This window comes from Anaerolineales bacterium (assembly GCA_015075625.1).
GTDB lineage: Bacteria > Chloroflexota > Anaerolineae > Aggregatilineales > UBA2796 > UBA2796.
In genome coordinates this window covers 170,394-193,006 of record JABTTZ010000001.1, presented here as the reverse complement: position 1 = coordinate 193,006, position 22,613 = coordinate 170,394, and the positions used below count along the sequence as shown (strand labels likewise).

The following is a 22,613-nucleotide window of genomic DNA, read 5'->3' as shown; positions in this document are numbered from 1 at the left end:
CGATACAAAACACTCATTTTTCGCCTCAGCCCTTGTCACTGTGTGTCTCAGCCAAACGCCGCAGAAGGAACAACCCGCGCCCGACGCTTGCCGAAAGGGTGATCGCTCGCTCGTCGGGGGACTCTGCCTGAGCCTCAAGGCGAATCCAGAGCGCCTCCGATGGGATCAGCACGGCGACTCGCTCTGCCCATTCAAGGAGAACAGGATCATCCCCACCAATAATATCCTCCAAGCCAATGCTCTCGGCATCGTCCACCCCGCGCAGACGATAAGCGTCAATATGGTATAAACGCTCGCCGCTTGCCCGCCGATGCTCGTGAACAAAGACGAAGGTCGGGCTGTGAACAGCCTCGCTGACGCCCCACCCCGCGCCAATACCCACAGCGAGTGCCGTTTTCCCCGCGCCCAGATCACCAGAAAGACAGATCACCTCCCCACCGCTGAGAAGCCGCCCGATCTGCACCCCGATTGCCAGTGTTGCCTCGCGAGAGGCGCTGTTTAAGAGAAGCGTTTCTACTGGCGGAGGGATCATGAGGTCATCCGAGAGGGGCTTGCCTCAAGAGGCATGGGGGGTAATGGCGAGTCCTGCAACGCGGCGCGTTCCATCTCGGCAATGGTTTGGGCAATCTGATCAATGGCGATCTTTTGCTTGCGGTAAATATCCGCCTCCCCGCGTGATAGCTGCCGTGCCACATCGCGCACCTTTTTCCCCTGCACAAAACGCATCTCCACCACATTATAGAGCGTCCACTCGGGGAGTGTCAGGCTGCGCTGACCTTCGGGGCGCAGCCGCTCAATCGCCTTTGTCAGCATGGCGCGGACGGCTTGGGCTGGTTTTCCCTCATTATCGGGCAACAACTGCTCAACAAGTTTCAAGTTGGTCAGACGGTCATCGGTAAGCCGCGCCCCGCCCCAATAATCACGCAGGGCATCGCGGATCAGATCGGGAAAATCCGGCTGATCCACACTGTTTTGTCTTGTTTGGGCGGCAAGTTGAGCCACTGCCCCTATGTAATCAAGGCGCAGGCTGCCAGCGGCTACATTCTCTGTATCTTCCAACAGATCATCCACGCGGGCGACGAGTTCCTCTTGCAGCCGGATGTCGTTTAAAACACGGGCAATCCGCCCGATGAGCGTTTTGTAGAGGGTTTCTTCATCGGGGCGCAAATCGAGCAGCGGCGAACGCGCCCAAATGCCCAACACCCCTGCCGGGCGGGCATTTTCGCCCGCATAAAGGGTCGTCAGCCAAAACGACTGCCACGCCGTCAGTTTGAAGGCTGTCCCCGTCCCGTTGCGGGCAATGGTCAAAAATTCTGGGGCGCTCAGTTGCTCTGTGGTCGGCGTCAGCGATCCCACCGTCTGCGCCAGCTTTGCCCCTTCGCCATTGAAGGTGACGATAAACGCGCTTGGCACGCGGAGGTAATCGCAAATGGCGGCGAGGTTCGCCTCTAACAACTGCACGGCGTCGGTCTGTGTCAGAAGGTGATCGCTAAGATCTTTCAAGCGGCTCACATTTTCCACATCGCCCGCATAGATAAGAACGCGCTCTAGCCATGGGATGAGGACGGTATACGACCATTGCAGCGCCAAGACCACCGTCACCGCTACAAAAGGCATGAATTCCACACCCGGTACGCCGATTCCATTTAGGCGGGGGACGAACATAATTACCACCAAGACGGCGATCCCCGTCACCGGACCGCGCAGCATAAAACTGAGCAAGTCCGCTTTGATCACGCGGTCTGGCTTGCGCACCCCGAAAAAGGAGAGCGGGTACGCCATAAGCGCCAGCATGAGGACGATCCCAAAATTCCCGATATTGATCAACGCCCACAGCAAGAGCGGGTGTGCCTCAGCAGGCTGATTAAACAGCAGGGTGTAGGGGAAAATTCCGGCAACGGGGGTGATTAGGGCGAACAGAAGGTAGCTCATGCGGCGGCGGGTGGCGCGGGTAAGGCAGCGGCGGCGGGCGCGAAGGACGTTGTTCAGCGCGAAACTAGACACGCTAACAAAGAAAATAACATACAACTCAAAGAGCGCTCCGGGCTGCATGAGCGCAGCGGGGCGCATGACCAGATCGCGCACGATCAGATCGGTAAAGGCGGCGGCAAAAACAAACGTCGCGCCAATCAGATAGAGCAGGCGCACCACCCGCCGCCGCCGTCCGCGTGAGCGCAGCCCCGTAGTAGAGAGAAGCGCATCGGAAAGATGAAACAGCGCAGGCGGCGCAAAACCCAAACCAAGCCACTCAAAACGCAGCCAGTTTTCGGTGCTGGCGGGGTTGCGGCTGATGTTGACGAACACATCACCCACATAAATGATCGTGACGCAGGCGAGCAGCAGCGCCGAGGTGCGCGTTACACGGTCATGAAAGCCGTGCGTGATGTGGTACAGCAGCATCGAGAAGGCGACAATCACCGTAGCGGCGGTCAGCACTTCGTTGATCTGCTTCAGAAAGCCGATGAGGGAATCTACCGTAATCATGATTCAGAATCATACCCGATCAGAGTGCGGGAATCCTCACGGTTTCATTACCTTTGCCCAGCGTTCACAGAGAAAACGCCCACACCCAGAAAAAGGCGCGGGATTTTTTGTTTTGTCCCCTGCACAATTGAATTTTCCCCCTCAAACGCGCTATGATTGCCGAATCGCATCAACAACCAACCCTAATTGATTTAGCAAGAGGCAGAGCAGATGGCATCTCATCCCCGCACCTTATTTGAAAAAGTCTGGGACGCACACCTTGTCAATCCCCCAACCCCCGACGTTCCGGCGCTGCTGTATATTGACCTTCACCTCGTCCACGAAGTGACCTCCCCACAGGCGTTTACGACGCTCCGTGAGCGCGGTTTGAGCGTCCGCCGTCCAGATCGCACCCTCGCCACGATGGATCACAGCACGCCAACGACACCCCGTGATGTCCCCATTGCCGATGCACAGGCGGCGGCTCAAATTGCCCAAATGGAGAAAAACTGCCGCGATTTTGGGATTCCGCTCTATGCCCTCGGCAGTGATAAACAGGGTATTGTCCATGTTATTGGACCCGAAAACGGGTTTACCCAACCGGGGATGACGATTGTCTGCGGCGACAGCCATACCAGTACACATGGGGCGTTCGGGGCGTTGGCGTTTGGTATTGGGACGAGTGAGGTTGCCCATGTGCTGGCAACCCAGTGTTTGCTCCAAAACAAACCGAAAACGATGGAAGTTCGCATTGATGGGACACTTGGCGTTGGCGTCACTGCCAAAGACATCATCCTCGCCTTGATCGCGAAAATCGGTGTGGGCGGCGGCACAGGCTATGTCTTGGAATACACCGGATCGGCAATCCGCGCCCTGACGATGGAAGCCCGCATGACGATCTGCAACATGAGCATCGAAGGGGGCGCTCGTGCTGGCATGATCGCTCCCGACGAAACAACCTTTGACTATGTGAAGGGACGCCCCTATGCCCCCAAAGGGGAGGCGTGGGATCGCGCCGTTGCCACGTGGCGGGAACTGCCCACCGACGAAGGCGCTGTTTATGACGCTACGGTGATCCTTGACGCCAACGCCCTTGAGCCGATGATCACCTATGGGACGAATCCGGGCATGGGCATTGCCATCAGCGGGCGCATCCCTGATCCGGCTGATTTCAGCGATGTGAGCCAGCGCGAAGGCTTGCTGAAGGCGCTGCACTACATGGATTTGCAGCCCGGAGCGCCGATCAAAGGGCATCCCATTGATGTTGTCTTTTTAGGAAGCTGCACGAATTCGCGCATCAGCGATCTACGCACCGGCGCAGCGCTAATCAAAGGGCGCAAGGTTGCCCCTCATGTACGAATGATGGTCGTGCCGGGATCGCAGCAGGTGAAACGCCAAGCCGAGGCGGAAGGCTTGCACGAAATTTTCAAGGACGCCGGCGCCGAGTGGCGCGAGGCAGGGTGCAGCATGTGCATTGCCATGAATGGCGATCAATTGCAGCCGGGGGAGTATGCCGTCAGCACCAGCAACCGCAACTTTGAAGGACGGCAAGGCAAGGGCGGGCGCACTTTCCTCGCCAGCCCGCTCACTGCCGTCGCCAGCGCTGTGAACGGCTGCGTCTCTGATGTCCGCGAACTCTTAGAGCCGACCTACGCCTAACTCCTTTTCCCTGTGTACAGGGAAAGGGGCAGGGGGGGATAGGGGTTCTGAATCCCACATCTCAATACCTTTAGGCGTTACGCACTTGCCCTCGTCCCCCTACCTCCCTTCTCCCAGTACAAAAAGGGGGGTATCTATTTTTTGAGGGGGCTTCCCCCTCAAACTTCCCCTTTCCATGAATACACGGTAAACATCTTCAACTGCGTAAGGTCTATTTGTAATAGCCCCTGTGTGGCGATCTCTCAGGGTTATCTATAACGATTTCATATCTGCGTCTGTTTCGTTCACCATCTCTGTTATTATTTTGGAACACACTTTTGACATATTGACAAAAGTTATATTTATGAAGATAATAAAGAGGTGCTACAAGTACAGAAGTTCGATATGTGCTGCGAAAGGGACTGCCATGTTACGTACCTTGGCGACTCACCTCGAACGTCTGTTTGTCGAATACCGTGCCTTACAAGCCTGCATTGCCCACGATGACTGCCCACGGCTCGATCTCTCGCTGATGACGATTGCCCGCTGGTCGAAAACCTTCCAGCGCAATCCACACGCCGTAGCCGTAGAGCAAGCCGTAGAAGTATGGGCGCGGTCTCACGGGATTTGGTTGGAGGATTACAGCGACCATACGAATACGATGGGCGCTTACCTTCACCCTGAAACGACAGACAGCCGCCGCCTTGCCGCCATCGACAAAACGTATCTCATCCTTTTCTACATTGACGACACCATCAGCAACGAACTACAAAAGGAACTCGCCCCCGCCGCCAAACTGCGCGGCAAACGTATGATGGAGGAGCTTTTTGCCCTGATTTGTGGTTGGGCGAATCCGCTTCCTACTGCTCCCTCAGCTTTTGGTGTGGTTAATGCCACCCGCGATCTCCTAGACGATCTCCGCGAACAGGGTGATCCAGATTGGATACGGTGCTTTATGGTTGCCCTTAAGGAACACCTCAAGGATGCCGTCACCGATCAAAACAGCAGTGTGCGCGGAAAGCATCTGACGATTAGTGAATTCATCGATCTACGCAACGACATTTCCGGCATGTTCGTGACGACATGGTACATGGAGTTTGCAACGGGGTTATACCTACGCCGTGAGGCGCTACCCGCTTCTGTGCGTGCGCAGTGTGAACGTTTGGAATACCTCTGCGCCTTCATTGGCGGCATTGCCAATGAGTTCTTTTCCTTTGAAAAAGAAGTGATCGATCACGCGGAGGAATTCAACCTGATTCCGGTGATGATGGAACAGCGCGAGATTTCCTTTGAAGATGCCATTGTCGCCAGCCTCTCCTACATGAACGATGCCTGTCATGAGTTTCAGCGCGTTTGCACGATGCTGCAAGCTATCCTACCAAAACTTTCCCCCGAAATACGCCCCGCTGTGGAATCCTATATCCGTCAGGCGTATTCCGTTGCCCTCGCCTCGTGGTTTTGGGAACTAGACACAAACCGCTACCAGCGCCCAAACTCGATTTTTGTCCAAACCGATCAGGGATGGCGCGAACGGCGTGGCTATACAAAACGGCTGCGGAGTGGGCAGCCTCTCCCCGAAGAATACGGCGCTACTAACCCTACCTAGAGCGAATCGCTTACAACCATTCATAGGGATGCGCCCAGTCTATCTGGTTAGAGCATCCCTGTGTGTGTATCCCCTCACCGTTTTTTGCGTTTTCCCTCTTTTTCTGCCTCTGGCAATTGCACAATGGTATCTTGCGCCAAAACCCGTTAAAGTTTTCCCCATACAGCTATCGAACGAACCTCTGAGAAAGTACGAATCACCTATGGACGCACTGACCCCCTTTAGCGGCAAAATTGTCGCCCTGCCCATCGAAAACACGGATACCGATCAGATTATCCCCGCCCGCTTTCTAAAAACGACAAGCGCACAGGGCTTGGGTGCATCCCTTTTTTCCGATTGGCGCTATGAGGCGGACGGGTCGCCCCGTGCGGATTTCCCCTTAAACCAACCAGAAGCGGCGGGGGCAAGTGTCCTCATCGCCGGACACAACTTTGGCTGCGGCAGTTCCCGCGAACACGCCGTTTGGGCGCTCACCGGCTATGGGTTTAAGGCGGTGATCAGCACGTACTTTGCCGATATTTTCCGCAACAACGCCCTCAAAAACGGCTTGCTCCCCATTCAGGTCGATCCTGAGACGCACCAGCAGTTGATCACCCTTGCCGCGGAAGACCCTCAAACCAGCGTTTATGTTGATCTGGAAGCGCAGACAATCACCCTCCCTGACGGGCGGGCCGTGGGATTCCCGATTGATGGCTTTGCCCGCCGCTGCCTCTTGGATGGCGTTGATCAATTGGGGTACATTCATAAGCAAGAGGACAAGATCGCTGCCTACGAAGCTGCCCACGCCGGGCGCGTCGTCACCACAGCCTAACCGCCGAAAACCCTATCCTCTCCCTATCGGTTAAAAGTAGGGGATGAGCGGGCTGTTCGTATCGTCTATGAGGTCGTGTCGCCCCCTCAGTCCCCTTTCTGGGAGAAGGGGGAGAGGGGCAAGAACATAAAAAGCCCGCGTTTATAACGTTTATCAAGGATCATTCGTAATATGACCACCCACGACACCGATGGCGCAAAATTAGATTTCAGCGGCGAGATGAGTTATGGCGATTACCTCGGTCTGGATGCCCTTCTCAGCGCCCAACACCCGCTCAGTTCCGATCACAATGAACTGCTGTTCATCATCCAGCACCAAACCAGCGAATTATGGATGACGTTGATGATCCATGAACTGCGTGGCGCCCGCGAACAGATCAAAGCCGATGACCTTCCACCCGCCTTCAAAATGATGGCGCGAGTCTCGCGCATTATGGAGCAGCTTGTACGGGCGTGGGATGTGCTGGCAACGTTGACCCCAAGCGAATACACGAACTTTCGTCACCTGTTGGGTCATGCTTCAGGCTTTCAATCCCACCAATACCGGATCATCGAATTTCTGTTGGGGAATAAAAACGCCGTGATGTCCATTCCCCATCGCCACCATCCGGCGCGTGCCGCAGAGGTCGCCCGTGAGTTAAATGCCCCCTCCCTCTACGATGAAGTGCTGCGCCTTTTGGCGCGGCGGGGGCTGCCCATCCCCCCCACACACACCGAGCGCGATTGGACTCAGCCCTACCCTGCCGAGGATGAGGTTGTTGCCGCCTGGCTGACCGTCTATCGCCAACCGCAAGAACATTGGGAACTCTATGAGCTTGCCGAAGAATTGGTTGATCTCGAAGATGCCTTTCGTCAATGGCGTTTCCGACATTTGAACACCGTCAAGCGCATCATCGGTTTTAAGCGCGGCACGGGCGGCACATCGGGCGTCAATTACCTGCAAAATGTCCTCAGTGTGGAGCTTTTTCCCGAACTGTGGAAGGTGCGCACCTCACTGTAATGCCCCCTGTCGGGACGTCCTCCGCATCTCTATAGGGGGCAGGTTTGTGCAACGGCAAACTTTCGGCTATCCTCTAGCCGTTATTCTGGACGGTGGAGGATGCCGACGGTGCTGAGGCGGTTTTTCTTTTTTCTAATGGGTGGGGCGCTTCTAATAGCGCTGACGGCGTGCGGTGTGAACGCCCCACAACCAGCGACGATGGTGATCACACCGCCACCGCCGCCCCCGACAAACACCCTGGCGCTTGTCATTACAGCGACGCTGCGCGTCACGGCGACGCCTATTCCCACCGCAACCTTCCTCCCTTCGGAAACGCCGCTCCCCACCAGCACGCCGGAACTACCCACCGCCACACTTCCCCCACCCACAGCGGCGGTAGAGGCGATACGCGGGGCGGTCAACAACCGCTCTCAGGTGGTCAATCTTCGTCTTGGACCCAGCACCGATTACACCTCCGTAGGGCGGGTGAATTCGGGGACGACGATCACCATTTTGGGCTTTAGCGATGATCGGCAGTGGTATTTTGTCGTGGCGGATGGCATTGGTGAGGGATGGATGAGCGCTGAATTCGTCACCGTTTCCAACGCCAGCGCCGTCGCCGTTGTCCCACAGGTGGAACTGACGCGCCGTGCCGAGAACCGCCCTCCCACTGCTGGACAGACGCCGGTTGCCACCTTACCCGGACGCGCCACCCGCCGGACGGATGTCCTTGCCTATTGTGACCTTCCCGATTTCAAAAATGAGCAGGGTAAGCGCTTTACAAAAGACACGGCGGTCACCTTGTATTGGAGTTGGTACGCCCAAACGCAGCAGCAGACGCAAGATCACATCAACGCCGCCAAGTATGAGGTGGCGCTGGAGAAAAAAGATGGCGATGGCTGGCGGCAGGCATTGGCGCTGGATACGTGGATGAACTATCGGACGGAGATCATCCGTCAGAGTGGGCGCTGGTATGTCTATTGGTTCGTGCCGGTGGGCAAACTGGCGGCGGGTGATTACCGCATCAGTTATAAGCTTACATGGTCGCAAAAGATTGATGACGGCTCAAAAACCTTTGGTCCCGGCGGCATTGAGGAAATCAACACCGGCACCTGCTTGTTCAGTGTAAACTGATCCGAGTGAACCGACCCGATCCTGAGAGGATTCCCGATGGCAGAGGCAGATTTTTTCGCCCTGATCGATAAACTCCGTGATGATCCCGATCCAAAGGTGCGGCGCGGGGCAGCCAGAGAGCTTGGGGCGCTCCGCAACCCGGACGCTATCTCGTTCCTTGTGCAGGCGTACCGCAACGATGGCGATGGGAGTGTTCAGCAAGCGGCACGCGATGCACTTCTGATCTACCGCCGGATGGAGTATGAGGGGCGCGGCGAGACACCCTCAGGCGGGGGCGGCGTCTCCTCCGAACTTGCCGGACGGCTACGGAACATCCTGACCGTCGTCTTGGTGTTGACTCTCGTTGGAAATGCCGGACTCTTTGTGGCGAAAACGATCCTGAATCGCCCGCCGGGGGATGTTGTCCTTACCGCGCCAACCCCCCGCGAAGAACTGACCGCAGAGTTTGAGGCGCGCCTGGCACAGATTCGCGCCGAGATTGAACGCCCCATTGCGGCGAACACCCGTGAGACTTTGCGGACGTTGTTCACTACCTTCCAAACGGAGATTGAGGCGCTGAACAAACTCCCTAAGTGCCAGACGCTTGACCCAAGCGCCCTGAGCGCCTTCAAGGTTGCCGATCTGAACGCCTATACCTACCCCGATTTGGGGCGTGGCGGGCAGGAACTTTCCCAAGCGGTGGATGAATTTTTGCGCATCCGCAACGCATACGCACGCTTTTGCGCCTTCACCACCCTTGACGACCTAAAACGGGATTTGGACATTCAGCCCGGTGGGGCGCAGACTCTCGTCCAGCGCTTGGACGAATTGGGAAAGAAACTCGATCAAATTACCGATATTCTGCGTGCCAGCCGCGAAAGCCCGCTCCCCACACGGGGACCCACCGCCACGCCCATCCCAACTGATGTGCCAACACTTGCCCCCACCCCCACCGGCGCAGAGGTCGTCGTCCAGCCAACAGCGGCGACGACGGCAAGTGGCAACGAAACGCCGCCGCCCACCATCAGCGAGGGAACACCCCTGCCGCCGCCCACCGCCGTTCCAACGCCCACGGCCACGCCCATCCCTGAATTCATCTTTCGCGGCTTGGGGCTAGAGGTCTATCAGGCAGTTCAATACCGCTTTGAAGTGAAATATGAGGGGCGCGATCCGCGTAGCCAAGAGATCATCGGCGGGTTGCAATTGACCGTGACCCGCCGCGAGACGCCGCTGGTTGCTCGTTATGGGGTCGCCATTCGGGATCGCGCCGATATTCTCGTTGGGCAGAATTACCTCGCCCCCAGTTTCAATGTGATCGGGCAAAGTTCGTTCACCATCAAGGATGGGGTGATCTACCAAGTAGACCCAACGAAAGGGACGTGTGCCGCGTTCCGCGCAACAGACGCCCGTCTTGCCGCCTTCAATGACCCCGGCTTTGTTGGGAAGTTCCTTCCCCCAGAGGTTTCCGGCGGGGACATCAACGCCCTGAACTTGCAGCTAACCCAGACAGTGGGCAACCTGACAACTTATGAAGGGGCGGCGGTAAATACAACGAATGAAGGTGTGCAAGAGCAGTACACCATCCGAGCGGCGGTCTATAGCGATACAGGGGTTTTGCAGGCGTGGTCGTTAACCCGCAAAGCTACCGCCCCAGCCGGCTATACCCGCACGATCCTGACCGATCTTTCGATTGACTACACGCTGATCAACGTTGATAATCAGGTGAACACCGAGGCAATCGCCGTCGAACTTCAATGTGCCAATGTACGGGTACAGTAGCCTAGTGTGGGCAGCAAAATATCCCGTACCATCCATGATACATTAAAGGGCGGTGAAGGAGTTGGAACGATGTTTGGACGCACGAAATCGACCCCACATGGGGCGCAAAACCCACCGGAAACACCATCAACACCTAGCGGAAATACAGCTATGACCCCTGCCCCTGCCCCACGCCAACCGATTGGCTATGAAACGGTGATCGGCTCAAACACAACGATCAAGGGCGATCTGCGCAGCAAAGCGAACGTTCGCATTGATGGCACAGTGGAGGGGGCAGTAGACATTGAAGGAAATGTCATGGTTGGAGAGACGGCACGCATCACGGCGAATGTCATTGCCCGCAACGAAGCGAAAATTGCCGGAGCGGTGCGCGGGAATATCAACGCCCGCAAGGTTCACCTTGCCCGCACCGGGCGCGTATGGGGCGACATCACAGCGGTGAGCATCATTGCTGATGAAGGAGCGTTCATTGAAGGGAAAATTACAATGACCGGACATCCCGCTGGCACACAGGGCTTTACCGAGGCACTCCCCGCACCGGGAATTACGATGCTCCGCTCGGAATTGATCGTTGAGGGTGAGCATATTGAGGCGGAAGTGGTGGACGACGATTTCCGCACGCACGAAGACAAGAAATAATGCGCCCTCACCCCCTGACCCCGTGCTAAAAGGCTTGTCCGGGAACTAGGGTGTGTGGACAGTGTAACCCCAGCGATCCCGCCGCTAAAGCAGCGGGCTGAAAGCAGCCACCCCTTCGGGGCTTGAAAAGCCTAACCCCCACCCCGTAAACAGGGAGAGGGAATTTATCCCCCCTTTCCCTGTTTACGGGGGAAAGGCGACTGCTGCGCAGTAACCGGGGGGGATAGGGGTTCTGACCCAAAACAGTCAACACAGCCAAGTTGGTCACGTTTGAGTTTACCCCTTCTTGGCAGATGCTTCTTTTTCCAGTTACGGACACGCCTTAAAAGCAGAGGGAATCCCCATACACCTATTCGGGTTTTAAGCCCCAACGGGGTTGTCTAGCCCGTCCGCCGCCGCTTGGAGGTGTTCACCACGACCAAATGCCTATCGTCCCATCTCCGATACGGGTCGTTGTACCGGGGGCGGTCACATCGGCAAGGTACACCCCCGCCGTTCCCGTCCCCTCCATACTCCCATAAGCGAAATACCGTCCATCAGGCGACCACAACCGATGGCTCCGCGAGAACTGATCGGCAAAATTTAGGTAGTAAAGCATCTCTGCCGTTGGGGTGAAATCAGCAAGTACATCGGTTTTGTTTGCCGCCACATCAAGGACATACCATGTGAACTGGTGGGGCGATTGCTGCGGCGGGTGTGGGGATTGGTGTCCATTGGAACGGTAGGCTATGGGCGCATTGTCATTTTTCTTCAGGCTAAGGAAGGCGATCTTGTCACTGTTTGGCGACCAAAAATAGGCGAGTGCGGGTCCTGATTGGTTCATATTCAAGGTGATACCGCCCGCCACATCTATGACAATCAAGGTGCTTGAATTGACGGTGGCGGCAACTTTTTGCCCGTCTGGTGACCAAGCGAAGGCAATAGTCGAAGGTTGTCCGCTCAAAATTGTCGTCCGGTTGTCCCCCTCGGCAATAACCAAATCATTTGTATTCACCTCCTCGCCACGCACGGCAAACAGAAGGCGATCATCAACGGGCGACCACATCGGCGCTTGAAACGCGCCGGGGCTATCCGCCAAACGTGTTGTCTCCCCCGACTCGATATCGTAGCGTTCCAATTGGCGGGCAAAGCGATGCCACAGCATAGATTTTCCATCGGGCGAAAAACTGTAGTAGAAGGGCGCGGCACGTCCCACCAAGCGCTCGCTGAACGTCTCGCCCTGATCACGGATCAGGCGCAGGGCAAGTGCCTGTTGGTCGGCGGGCGTGAACAAGAGGGCGAGATCGCGGCAGCCAGTTTCGCCACCTCCAGCACAATCGGCTGGCGACCAACAGGCGTAGGTAAATATCTCATCCAAACTCGTGTACGCTGTACGGTACGCGCCGCCCCCCGCCGGACGGACAAATACCCGCAGTGTATAGGGATCGGCGGGGTCAAAGCTGAACCCGAAAAAGGCGAGCCGTCCATCGGTTGCCCATGTCCCCCAACTGTACGTTTTGCGATCCGGCACAGCGTCTGTCGTCAGGGCGATAGGGTTTTGACCGTTCGCATCATAGAGATAAAGGTTGCCATCTGTTCCCATCACTGCCAACATCGCCGTCCCTCCCGTACTTTGGGCGTGGATCGTTTGGCTGCCCCCGCTGCTGCCTATCCCCGGCGCAGCCAGCACACCGAGGAGAATCAGCAGCACAATGCCTACTACGCCGCCTCGCCAACGTCTGGTTTTCATCCTGTTTCCCATAGTTAATTTGGCGGCTTCCTCTGTCGCCTGAAGGCGACAGAGGAAGCCGCTCTTTCTCCTTTGATTAGGGGATACGTTGTAACGAGTGTCTCATGTGTTAGAGTGTACCTATAAATCTGACCTACGAGTACCGCCTATACGGGCATCCCCGCGAGCGCATCTTGCTCGCCTTTACCCGACGGAGTAGATCACCTCAGCGCTATCATTAGGGTAAATAGATCAATCCTTTTGTCGCCCTCGCCAATTGCCCCCTGTCGGGAAGGGTGCTATCCTACGGCTTGTTTTTCCCAAAGAGCAAACAATTACCAGATAGCGATACCTATTATGACGATCGTTGCTTTTCAAGGTGTTCACGGTGCATATTCCGAAGAAGCAATTCGCCTAAAGTATGGCGAAAGCGCCGAAACGATGCCCTGCGCCTCCTTTGATGAACTCTTTCGCGCCGTTGAATCACGGCGGGCAACACTGGGAATGCTGCCAGTGGAAAACTCGCTTGCTGGCACAGTGGCAACCAGCTATGAACTGCTTCTTGATTTTGATCTGCGCATCCAAGCGGAGGTCATCCTTCGCGTGCGGCACGCCCTTCTTGCTCCGGCAGGGACGACGATTCAAGATGTGCGGCGCGTGCGTTCTCATCCCCAAGCCTTGGCGCAATGTGAGCGCTACCTCGCACGGCGCGGCTTTCAAGCTATTGTTCATTTTGATACGGCGGGGAGCGCCCGTGATCTTGCCGCCGCGCCAGAACCAAACACCGCCTCCATTGCCAGCGCCCTTGCCGGAAAGCGCTACGACTTAGAAGTTTTAGACTACGGAATCGAAGATCAGCCCTTCAACTACACGCGCTTCTTCGTCATTGGGCATGGGACACCGCCTGTGGAGGCAGGCATACCGATGAAAACGTCCGTCGTCTTTGCCCTTCAGGATGCACCGGGGGCGCTTTATGGGGCGTTGGGAGAGTTTGCCTCACGGGGGATCAACCTGACCAAGATCGAATCGAAACCGCGCCGCAACAAGCCCTGGCAATATTACTTCTACCTTGATTTCGATGGACGGGTGGACGACCCCCTCTGTGATACTGCCCTGATGGGTCTGCTCAAGCGAACGGCGATTTTGAAACTACTCGGCTCATACCCGGCGGCAGCCCCTACCGCAGACGATAACGACAACGGAGAACATTGATGAACGCCCCCCTAAGCGTCTTGCGCTGTATGGATTGCGGACACACCCACGATCTGGATGATCCGGTCTATGTCTGCGGAAAATGCGGCGGATTGCTGGATGTCATTCACGATTTGGAACGCCTTCGCCCGTTGATCAGCCGTGAACTCTTTGATGAGCGGCTGCGGGAGGTGGACGCACCGTATAACAGCGGGGTGTGGCGCTATAAGGAACTGGTTTTCCCCGCCGCAGCGGAAGATAAGATCGTCACGCGGGGGGAGGGGAACACGACGCTTTACCGTCCCCCTGCACCCTTAGCCGCATGGGTCGGCGCAGATCGGCTGCAATTAAAACACGAGGGAGAAAACCCAACCGGATCGTTCAAAGATCGAGGGATGACCGGCGGCATGACCCATGCGACGTTGGTCAGAGCGAGCAGCGCCCTTTGTGCCTCAACGGGAAACACGTCCGCATCGATGGCGTCCTACGCGGCAATGGCGGGGATTCAAGCCCTCGTCTTTTTCCCAGAGGGCAATATTGCGATGGGCAAGTTGGCGCAGTCCGTTGCTTATGGGGCGATCAACGTTCAGGTCAAAGGCGATTTTGACACCTGCCTTGATCTTGTCCGCCAAGCCTGCCGGACGTTTGGGATTTACCTGTTGAATTCGGTGAACCCCTTTCGCTTGGAAGGGCAAAAGACAATTGTCTTGGAATTGATGCAGCAGCGAAAATGGCGTGTCCCTGATTGGATCGTGCTGCCCGGCGGCAATCTGGGAAATACCTCTGCCTTTGGCAAAGCGCTCCACGAGATGCACACCCTCGGTCTGATAGACCGCCTGCCGCGCCTTGCCGTCATTCAAGCGGCGGGGGCTGCCCCCTTTTATGCCAGTTACGCTACTGGGTTTCAAGATCGTCATAGTGTCAAAGCGACGACCCTTGCCACCGCGATCAAGATTGGGAATCCGGCGAGCTTTACAAAGGCGATGCGGGCGTTGGCATGGACAAACGGCATTGTCGCCAGCGTGAGCGATCAAGCAATTATGGATGCCAAAGCACAGATTGACAGTGCCGGGATCGGCTGTGAGCCAGCATCGGCGGCATCGGTGGCGGGCGTGCGTAAGCTGATCGCGGAGGGCGTTATCGAGCGCGGGGCAGAGATCGTCGCCGTGCTGACCGGACATCTACTGAAAGACCCCAACCTGATCATTGATTATCATGGCGGGACACTGACGGGCATCACCAGCACTTATGCCAACCATCTGCGCACGATAGAGCCAACCCTAGAGGCGGTAGAATCCCTGCTGCGGGGGGCGGCGGTGCAGCCGACCTAAGCTCATTAAAAAGCACGCTCCACCCTTTTGGGGGTGGAGACAAACAGGGGGGGTGCTTCCCTTTCACCCTACTACTACCCTAAAATACCCAATCGTTTTTCCCTCGTTTGACTCCCAACGGCATTGCGCCATACTAGACATACCTTAATCCGCAGCACACAACGGGGGATACATTTAGGCATGGCTGACCAACCACCAAGCGCGACGCTCTCCATACGGGGGGGCGAAATTGACGAACGGCTACCAAGCCTACGGATTACACCTGACGTTGGCGCACCCTTCACGGTTCGTTTGGCGCAGCGTCTTGCCAATATCGGCGCGGATGCCAGTCAAGACATTACCGTGAACATGCCCGGTGTGGAAAAACGCCATGCCCGCCTTGTTCAGGAAGGGACAAGTTACCGCCTCTACGATCTGACCGAATTCAACGGCGTCCTCGTCAACGATCAATCTATCGAAGGGAGCGCCCTCCTTCGCGACGGCAACACGATCCGCCTTCAGGGGCGTGATAAACGCGGGGTGACCATCCAATATTCCAACCCGATTGAGCGGGCGTTGGGCAGTGAATCGGTGGGGAAGGTCTATCCCCTGGAAAATTTCCCTATTACCATTGGACGCGATCCGAAGGCGGCTATTTCGCTCCACAGTGGGGCTGTCTCGTGGCGGCACGCCGAGATTATCCAAGCCGGCAATGGGCATATCCTGCGCGATTTGGGCAGCGAAAACGGCACATTCGTCAATGATCGCCCCCTGAAAACGAACGGCGAATACCGCCTTGTCCCCGATGACGTGATCCGCATTGATTTGGCGCTGTTTGTCTACAAAGGAAAAGCACTCATCCGCTTGGCAGCGACACAGCGTTTCGAGATGGACGCCGTGAACCTCGAAATGACCTACCAAACAGGGATGATTCGCAAGCGGACGCTGAACACGATGCGGGAGGTTGCTCTCTCTCTAAAGCCAAAAGATTTCGTGGCGGTGATTGGCGGGAGCGGATCGGGAAAATCGACACTGCTTAAGGCGCTGAACGGCGCGTATCGGGCGACGGGTGGGCAAGTGCTGATCAACGGGCGCAATTTTTACGAAAATTACGACCTCTATCAACCGCTGGTGGGGTATGTTCCCCAGTTCGACATTGTGCAAGACGCGCTGACGGTCTTTCAGTGCCTCACCTTTGGGGCGCGGCTGCGTTTCCCCAACGAGCCAGAAGAAGCCCGCTTGGAGCGCGTTGAGCGCGTTCTGAAAGACCTTGAACTGACCGATTTTCGAGAGCGCTTTGTGGGACGCTTGAGCGGCGGGCAGCGCAAGCGTGTGAGCATTGCCCTTGAACTCATGGCAGAGCCGAGCATGTTGTTCCTTGATGAACCGTCCTCCGGGCTTGATCCGGGGTTGGATAAATCGCTGATGAACACGCTGCGCAACCTTGCTAACCGAGGGCATGTCGTCGTCGTGGTCACCCATACAACGCTGAACATTGAACTCTGTGATTACGTGGCATTCATGGCGCGTGGGCATTTGGTCTACTTCGGACCACCGAAAGACGCCCTGACATTCTTCGGGGCGCAAGATTATTCCGAAGTCTACAATCGCGTCCAGCAAATTCCCGAAGTGGCAACGGCACAGGCGGCAAACCAGACAATGGTCTTTAATGTCGCCACCGCTCAAAACGCCATGAAGGGCGATAAGATCGGCGCACAAGAGGCAGCCAAACTGTGGGCAGATCGGTTTCGCACCAGCCCGATCTACGCCAGCTATGTCACGGAGCGGTTGGGCAAGGCAGGTCAGGAAAGCCTTCGCCAAACAGGGGGCAAAGGCAGCGGCGAAAGTGTTCTGGGCAACAAGCGTTTGCAAGGGGCGCGGCGGGGGACGTTCATGCAGCAGGCGCGGGTGCTGACGGATCGCACGGTGGCGCTTGTCCGCCGTGATACGCGGACGATCATCGCGCTCTTGCTGATCTTGCCGCTAGTGGGCTTATTCTTGGGGTTAATCAGCCGCGATCAGGTTGAAAACACGCGGGGAAAGATGTTTATCAGTCGCGGCGATAGCAGCGATTACCTTCTCATCCTCGACAAACTCCCGCTTGAACCCGTCGCCACTGTCGCCCCGACAAACCTGACCCCAACGCCCAACGCCGAAAGCAGCGCCACCGCAACACCCACCCCAACAGGCGGGGGAACAGGCGGCTCTAGTGGGCGGGCGAATTCCCAACCCCAAGTGCGTGGGGTGGGGACGTTTTCTCCGGCAAGCGAGGCACAGCGGTTGCTGTTCATCGTCGCCCTTGCCATCACCTTGTTTGGTATTTTCGCCTCGGCATACACAGTAGTCAGCGAGAAAACGCTCTTTCTGCGCGAACGGATGGTCAATCTGCGGGTGATTCCCTACCTTGCCTCGAAGGTGATCGTCTACACAGCGCTGGCGGTGATCAGTTGTGTGCTGCTGATGATCACCGTGTCGTTTGGGGTTGAGCTTCCGGCAAAGGGCGTGATCTTGCCCGGGATTATCGAAATCTTCGTCACGATGGCGCTGACAGCGGCGGCAGGGGTGAGCATCGGAGTGTTCATCTCGGCAATCAGCAAGGAGACGAACGCCGTTACCTATACCGTCCTTGCTGTTTTGTTTCTGCAAATTCTCTTTCCGGGGGTCTTGTTCAAGATGGATGGGGCGCTTGAGCCACTCTCGCGGCTGACGGTGACGCGCTGGTCGCTAGAGGCTCTCGGTGGCACGGTGGATATTGTGCAGCGGAACGCTGAAGGGCGCATTGTCGTGGAGACGGTCCCCGTCAACCCACGCACAGGACAGCCATTGACGGGTGCGCCTGCTGCCAAGCAGTATTTCCCTGCCCCACCTGCGCTCAACGTGACCTACCCGATAACGCCGGACGGGTTGGTTATTCGGTGGGGGGCGCTGCTCGTCTTTTCGGTGGTCTTTCTGAGCGGGGCAGCGCTTGTCCTAAGACGCGGCGAGGGGTTGTGAGGATAATCCACTGATGGAGTGTGGGGAGGGTGATCCTTCCCACCTCATCTCCCTGCTCTCTGCTGCATAAGGGAAAGCGCCTAACATCTTTGAGGTATTTTGCTGTTGACAACCTTTCTGCCTTATGATACCTTTGCACCTACAGCATTTTTCAAGGAGATTGACCCCTTAATGGTTGACAGCCCCACGTATCACGATATACTTACCAATGGGTTAGGCAGTGGTGATCACGGGGTAAACGAACGACGCCCGCCCTTCTTGTAAGAAGGCTGGTTGCAGACCAACCAGTGAGGGTACTGCAATAACCCGTACTGATCAGCGCCGAAGCAACCAAAAAAGGCGGCAAAAAAACCACCCCTCTAGGAAGGGTTTCGTGCCGCTTGCCAGTTGCCGGAACATGCCAGCCCTTCCACAATTCTGCGGAGGGGCTGTTTTTTGCCTCGGTACTACTGCCATCTGATACACTCAGACCCGTTTGGCTGCCTCGTTCTGATTGTGCGCTTTTGCTTGAAGGAGCGTTGAGTTATGTCCTCGAATTGTCCCGAATGTGACGCCGTGATCGATCTGACCAAGCCCATGCGGGGCGAGATCGTCTCTTGCCCGGATTGTGGCGTTGAACTTGAAGTGACTGCCCTAGAGCCGCTGACCCTTGAACCCGCGCCGATGGAACAGGAGGATTGGGGAGAGTGAGCAGCGCAACCGCTCTCCGTGTTGGGATCATCGCCTCGCGCATCCGCGTGGAGGAAAAACACCTGCTCACCGCCTTTGAAGCACGCGGCGCAGCCGTGACCCTAATCAACGATGATGAACTCATTTTTACCACAGGCATGGCGACCCTCCCCTACGATGTGATCCTCGAACGCTCAGTGAGTACCTCACGAGGGCTGTATGCCTTGCATCTGTTAGAGGCAGCGGGCAACCGCTGTATCAACCGCTGGCAGACGGCGAACACCTGCGCCGATAAACTGCTGACGACAACGGCGCTTGAGAAGGCGGGTGTGGCACAGCCGCGCTGCAAGGTTGCTTTTACCGCGGAGTCGGCGCTCATCGCCATTGAGGAATTCGGCTATCCTGTCGTCCTTAAGCCCGTGATCGGCTCATGGGGAAGGCTCTTGGCGCGAGTGAATGATCGGGATGCAGCCGAGGCAATCCTCGAACATAAAGAGGTCTTGGGCGGCTTTCAACACGGCATTTTCTACATTCAAGAGTTGATTCGCAAACCCGGACGGGATATTCGGGCATTCGTTGTCGGTGATGAGGTGATCTGCGCCATCTACCGAAATTCCCCTCACTGGATCACAAACACAGCGCGGGGCGGCAAAGCGGCAAACTGCCCCGTGACGCCCGACCTTGCCGATATTTCCCGGCGGGCGGCGCAAGCGGTGGGTGGCGGGATCGTGGCGATTGATGTCTTAGAAGACCCGGATCGCGGGTTTTTGATTAATGAGATCAATCATACGATGGAGTTTCGCAACAGCATTGAGCCTACCGGTGTCGATATTCCGGGGCGCGTTGCCGACTACGCCCTCGCCCTTGCCGCTGAGAGGATCGCCCAATGAGCGCCCTGAGCGACACATTGCGGGTGAGCATCATCGGGGCGTCGGGCTACACGGGTGGGGAGGTTTTGCGCCTTCTGCTCGGGCACCCCAACGTTGAAATCGGGCAAATCACCTCTGAATCGAACGCTGGGAAGCACGTCTACAGTATCCATCCTAATCTACGGAAGGTGACTAACCTTCAGTTCGTCTCAGCAACGACCATCCAGCCCTGTGATGTACTATTTTTGGCGCTCCCTCATGGGGAAGCACAAAAACGCATTGATCACCTCGCTGGCTTGGCAAAGCACATCATCGACCTCTCGGCAGATTTTCGGCTGCGCAACCTAGCGATCTATCAAACCTACTACGATGAACCTCACAGCGCCCCCGCATGGGTGGAGAAATTCATCTACGGGCTGCCGGAGATCAACCGCGAGGCATTGCGGGGCGCTCAGTATGCCAGCGGGGTGGGCTGCAACGCAACAGCGGCGACTCTCGCCCTCTTGCCCCTCGTCAAAGCCGGACTGATCGATCCCACACGTCCGGTGACCGTTGATCTCAAGGTAGGGTCATCAGAGGGTGGGGCGACAAGCAGTCCGGGCAGCCACCACCCCGAACGGAGCGGTGTTGTGCGCACCTTTGCCGCCGTCGGACACCGCCACGAGGCAGAGGTTGCCCAATCGTTGGGTGTGGGGAATGTCTATCTGACGGTGAATAGCATTGAGATGGTGCGTGGGGTCATGGCGACGGCACAAGTCTTTACCCATCCGGGGACAGACGATAAGGCGCTGTGGCGTGCCTACCGCGCCGCCTACAGCGACGAGCCGTTCGTGCGCATTGTTCACGATAAAACGGGGATTCACCGTCACCCTGAACCAAAGTGGCTGGCAGGCACAAACTTTGCCGATGTTGGGTGGGAGGTACAGCCGGAAACGGGGCGTATCGTCGCCCTTTGTGCGATAGATAATCTTGGTAAGGGGGCGGCGGGCAGCGCCGTGCAGTGTATGAATCTGATGCTTGGCTTGCCTGAGGGGGCGGGGCTAGGTTTTGCCGGACTGCATCCCTAGTAGTCCGCCACAGGGATTTCTAGAAGACCTCCTATCCCCCCCGGTTACTGCGCAGCAGTCGCCTTTCCCCGTACACAGGGAAAGGGGGAGAATGCCTTCCCCCTCTCCGTTTACGGGGAGGGGGAAGGGGTGGGGTGAAACCCTATCTATCTGTGTGGTGGTCTACTCAGTACAAGCAAAAACATTCTTTTGGCGTGAGGAAAGCAAAAACCCCTGGGTAACAATGCCTTTTAAGCCCCGAAGGGGTGGCTGTTTTCAGCCCGCTGCTTTAGCGGCGGGATCATGTGTTATCCCGCCTTTTCGTTGTCTTTGTACTTAGTTCTCGGACACGCCTTTTAGCGGCGGGCGATATCATTGTGCGCTCTGTGCGCTTGAACTATTTCTTCTAGCGGCTTACCCACGTTCCAGCGTTTCGAGGAATTCCTCGTTGTTATCCGTTTGGCGAAGGCGGGTGAGCAGCGCCTCCGTTGCACCGATCATCCCCATGCCCGCATCTTTGTCTTTCATGGGGTCGCCCACCAACTGACCAAACATCCGCCGCATGACGAACACGCGCTGGAGAATATCCGGTCCGAGGAGGAGTTCTTCCCGCCGCGTAGAGGACTTTTCAATGTCAAAGGCGGGGAAAATGCGCCGTTCTTGGAGCTTCCGGCTCAGATGAAGTTCCATGTTGCCCGTCCCCTTGAATTCCTCGTAAATCACCTCGTCCAACTTGCTGTTGGTATCCACCAAGCAAGTGGCGATGATCGTCAGCGAACCGCCTTCCTCAATGTTACGCGCCGCGCCAAAGAAATGCTTTGGCGGGTAAAGCGCCGAGGGATCAAGACCGCCAGAGAGCGTCCGTCCCGACGGCGGCACAGTCAAGTTGTAGGCGCGGGTCAGGCGAGTGATGCTGTCGAGCATGATCACCACGTGTTTCCCAACTTCCACAAGGCGTTTTGCCCGCTCCAGCGCCATCTCTGCCACACGTACATGGTCGGTGACCGGATCATCAAAGGTGCTGCTGACCACTTCGGCATCCACCGAGCGGTCAATATCGGTCACTTCTTCAGGGCGCTCCCCAATGAGGACGATCATTAGATGCGCTTCTGGGTGATTTTTGCTGATAGCGTTGGCAATTTCCTTTAGGACTGTGGTTTTGCCCGCCTTCGGGGGAGAGACGATCAACCCGCGCTGCCCCTTGCCAATCGGGGCAATCAAGTTTAACAAGCGGGTGGAAAGCATCCGGGGGTTCGATTCAAGGTTGAAGCGTGTGAGGGGGAAAATGGGCGTCAACTGCTCAAAAACGGGACGGGACTTGGCAATTTCGGGATCAATGCCGTTTACCGCCTCTACCCTTAGCAAGCCAAAATACTTTTCTGTATCTTTTGGTGGGCGCACTTGCCCAATGACCATATCGCCCGTCCGCAACCCAAAGCGCCGAATTTGTGTCTGGCTGACATAAATATCATCTTGACCGGGGAGGTAGTGTTCGGAGCGGAGAAACCCAATGCCATCATCAATGATTTCTAAGACACCTCCACGCAGTTCATGCCCCTGTTTTTCTGCCTTATCACGGAGCAAGCGGAGGATCAAATCGGGTTTCTTTAAGCGGCTGTAGCCGGCAATGCCGACATCGCGGGCGAGGGTACGTAGACCATCTAAGGTCGTGGTTTCCAGTTCTGCAATATCCATGAGCGTCTGTACTACCTTTGCGGTATGTGGGATGAGGTTTTGGTTGGAAAATGAATCAGTTCAGTTGAATTTGAATGCTGAAGCAGATCGTGGGCAAGTGGATG

17 protein-coding genes are annotated in these 22,613 nt (G+C 56.6%); 13 read left to right on the top strand and 4 right to left on the bottom strand.

All coding sequences use genetic code 11. The features are described 5' to 3' along the window. Positions 1-25 precede the first annotated feature (25 nt). Together tsaE and HS103_00875 are read right to left on the bottom strand one after the other, a co-directional pair. Positions 26-532: a tRNA (adenosine(37)-N6)-threonylcarbamoyltransferase complex ATPase subunit type 1 TsaE gene (gene tsaE / locus HS103_00880; protein ID MBE7511355.1), complete on the bottom strand. Its 507-nt coding sequence runs from the start codon at positions 530-532 to the stop codon at positions 26-28. Beyond that, positions 529-2,484, bottom strand: a complete 1,956-nt coding sequence (locus HS103_00875; protein MBE7511354.1) for a hypothetical protein — start codon at positions 2,482-2,484, stop codon at positions 529-531. The genes tsaE and HS103_00875 overlap by 4 nt, the downstream gene beginning before the upstream one ends. 210 nt (positions 2,485-2,694) lie before the next feature. On the opposite strand from HS103_00875, the gene leuC reads away from it, so the two are divergent. The 7 genes from leuC (at position 2,695) to HS103_00840 (ending at position 11,027) form a co-directional block, all read left to right on the top strand. Beyond that, positions 2,695-4,122, top strand: a complete 1,428-nt coding sequence (leuC, locus tag HS103_00870) for a 3-isopropylmalate dehydratase large subunit (protein MBE7511353.1) — start codon at positions 2,695-2,697, stop codon at positions 4,120-4,122. A gap of 406 nt (positions 4,123-4,528) precedes the next feature. Next, positions 4,529-5,707, top strand: a complete 1,179-nt coding sequence (locus tag HS103_00865) for a hypothetical protein (protein MBE7511352.1) — start codon at positions 4,529-4,531, stop codon at positions 5,705-5,707. A gap of 202 nt (positions 5,708-5,909) precedes the next feature. Then, entirely contained in the window at positions 5,910-6,518 is a 609-nt protein-coding gene (gene leuD, locus HS103_00860; GenBank protein ID MBE7511351.1) for a 3-isopropylmalate dehydratase small subunit, read from the top strand. A gap of 171 nt (positions 6,519-6,689) precedes the next feature. Next, the gene (kynA, locus tag HS103_00855; protein MBE7511350.1) at positions 6,690-7,517 is read left to right on the top strand and encodes a tryptophan 2,3-dioxygenase; all 828 of its coding nucleotides are present in this window, start codon (positions 6,690-6,692) and stop codon (positions 7,515-7,517) included. A gap of 108 nt (positions 7,518-7,625) precedes the next feature. Then, positions 7,626-8,630: an SH3 domain-containing protein gene (locus HS103_00850; GenBank protein ID MBE7511349.1), complete on the top strand. Its 1,005-nt coding sequence runs from the start codon at positions 7,626-7,628 to the stop codon at positions 8,628-8,630. Between the two features lie 36 nt (positions 8,631-8,666). Further along, positions 8,667-10,388, top strand: a complete 1,722-nt coding sequence (locus HS103_00845) for a HEAT repeat domain-containing protein (protein ID MBE7511348.1) — start codon at positions 8,667-8,669, stop codon at positions 10,386-10,388. A gap of 69 nt (positions 10,389-10,457) precedes the next feature. Next, positions 10,458-11,027 carry a polymer-forming cytoskeletal protein gene (locus tag HS103_00840; protein ID MBE7511347.1) on the top strand — a complete coding sequence of 190 codons (570 nt, stop codon included), beginning with the start codon at positions 10,458-10,460 and terminating at the stop codon, positions 11,025-11,027. 409 nt (positions 11,028-11,436) lie between these two features. Here the strand turns inward: HS103_00840 and HS103_00835 are convergent, their stop codons facing one another. Continuing rightward, complete coding sequence (locus HS103_00835; GenBank protein ID MBE7511346.1) at positions 11,437-12,756, bottom strand: hypothetical protein; 1,320 nt, start codon at positions 12,754-12,756, stop codon at positions 11,437-11,439. Between the two features lie 336 nt (positions 12,757-13,092). Between HS103_00835 and pheA the strand changes: the two genes are divergently transcribed. The 6 genes from pheA (at position 13,093) to HS103_00805 (ending at position 20,835) form a co-directional block, all read left to right on the top strand. Beyond that, entirely contained in the window at positions 13,093-13,947 is an 855-nt protein-coding gene (gene pheA, locus HS103_00830; GenBank protein MBE7511345.1) for a prephenate dehydratase, read from the top strand. Further along, positions 13,947-15,257, top strand: coding sequence for a threonine synthase (gene thrC, locus HS103_00825; protein ID MBE7511344.1), 1,311 nt, complete (start codon positions 13,947-13,949; stop codon positions 15,255-15,257). The genes pheA and thrC overlap by 1 nt, the downstream gene beginning before the upstream one ends. Before the next feature lie 180 nt (positions 15,258-15,437). Then, a complete protein-coding gene (locus HS103_00820; protein MBE7511343.1) occupies positions 15,438-18,230 on the top strand; it encodes an ATP-binding cassette domain-containing protein in 2,793 nt (930 codons plus the stop codon). Between the two features lie 525 nt (positions 18,231-18,755). After that, on the top strand, positions 18,756-18,920 hold the full coding sequence (lysW, locus tag HS103_00815; protein ID MBE7511342.1) for a lysine biosynthesis protein LysW: 165 nt from the start codon (positions 18,756-18,758) through the stop codon (positions 18,918-18,920). Further along, the gene (gene lysX / locus HS103_00810; GenBank protein ID MBE7511341.1) at positions 18,917-19,789 is read left to right on the top strand and encodes a lysine biosynthesis protein LysX; all 873 of its coding nucleotides are present in this window, start codon (positions 18,917-18,919) and stop codon (positions 19,787-19,789) included. Before lysW ends, lysX begins: the two co-directional genes overlap by 4 nt. Continuing rightward, positions 19,786-20,835, top strand: coding sequence for an N-acetyl-gamma-glutamyl-phosphate reductase (locus HS103_00805; GenBank protein ID MBE7511340.1), 1,050 nt, complete (start codon positions 19,786-19,788; stop codon positions 20,833-20,835). Before lysX ends, HS103_00805 begins: the two co-directional genes overlap by 4 nt. A gap of 393 nt (positions 20,836-21,228) precedes the next feature. On the opposite strand, the gene rho is transcribed toward HS103_00805, so the two are convergent. Beyond that, a complete protein-coding gene (gene rho, locus HS103_00800; GenBank protein ID MBE7511339.1) occupies positions 21,229-22,509 on the bottom strand; it encodes a transcription termination factor Rho in 1,281 nt (426 codons plus the stop codon). Between the last annotated feature and the right edge of the window lie 104 nt (positions 22,510-22,613).

What these genes read in the sequence shown, in the direction of transcription:
- HS103_00845 (MBE7511348.1), top strand. Translation starts at nt 8,667, where the DNA reads ATGGCAGAGGCAGATTTTTTCGCCCTGATCGATAAACTCCGTGATGAT.
- pheA (MBE7511345.1), top strand. Translation starts at nt 13,093, where the DNA reads ATGACGATCGTTGCTTTTCAAGGTGTTCACGGTGCATATTCCGAAGAA.
- rho (MBE7511339.1), bottom strand. Translation starts at nt 22,509, where the DNA reads ATGGATATTGCAGAACTGGAAACCACGACCTTAGATGGTCTACGTACC.
- HS103_00805 (MBE7511340.1), top strand. Translation starts at nt 19,786, where the DNA reads ATGAGCGCCCTGAGCGACACATTGCGGGTGAGCATCATCGGGGCGTCG.
- HS103_00835 (MBE7511346.1), bottom strand. Translation starts at nt 12,756, where the DNA reads ATGAAAACCAGACGTTGGCGAGGCGGCGTAGTAGGCATTGTGCTGCTG.
- HS103_00820 (MBE7511343.1), top strand. Translation starts at nt 15,438, where the DNA reads ATGGCTGACCAACCACCAAGCGCGACGCTCTCCATACGGGGGGGCGAA.
- kynA (MBE7511350.1), top strand. Translation starts at nt 6,690, where the DNA reads ATGACCACCCACGACACCGATGGCGCAAAATTAGATTTCAGCGGCGAG.
- leuC (MBE7511353.1), top strand. Translation starts at nt 2,695, where the DNA reads ATGGCATCTCATCCCCGCACCTTATTTGAAAAAGTCTGGGACGCACAC.
- HS103_00840 (MBE7511347.1), top strand. Translation starts at nt 10,458, where the DNA reads ATGTTTGGACGCACGAAATCGACCCCACATGGGGCGCAAAACCCACCG.
- thrC (MBE7511344.1), top strand. Translation starts at nt 13,947, where the DNA reads ATGAACGCCCCCCTAAGCGTCTTGCGCTGTATGGATTGCGGACACACC.
- tsaE (MBE7511355.1), bottom strand. Translation starts at nt 532, where the DNA reads ATGATCCCTCCGCCAGTAGAAACGCTTCTCTTAAACAGCGCCTCTCGC.
- HS103_00865 (MBE7511352.1), top strand. Translation starts at nt 4,529, where the DNA reads ATGTTACGTACCTTGGCGACTCACCTCGAACGTCTGTTTGTCGAATAC.
- lysW (MBE7511342.1), top strand. Translation starts at nt 18,756, where the DNA reads ATGTCCTCGAATTGTCCCGAATGTGACGCCGTGATCGATCTGACCAAG.
- leuD (MBE7511351.1), top strand. Translation starts at nt 5,910, where the DNA reads ATGGACGCACTGACCCCCTTTAGCGGCAAAATTGTCGCCCTGCCCATC.
- HS103_00875 (MBE7511354.1), bottom strand. Translation starts at nt 2,484, where the DNA reads ATGATTACGGTAGATTCCCTCATCGGCTTTCTGAAGCAGATCAACGAA.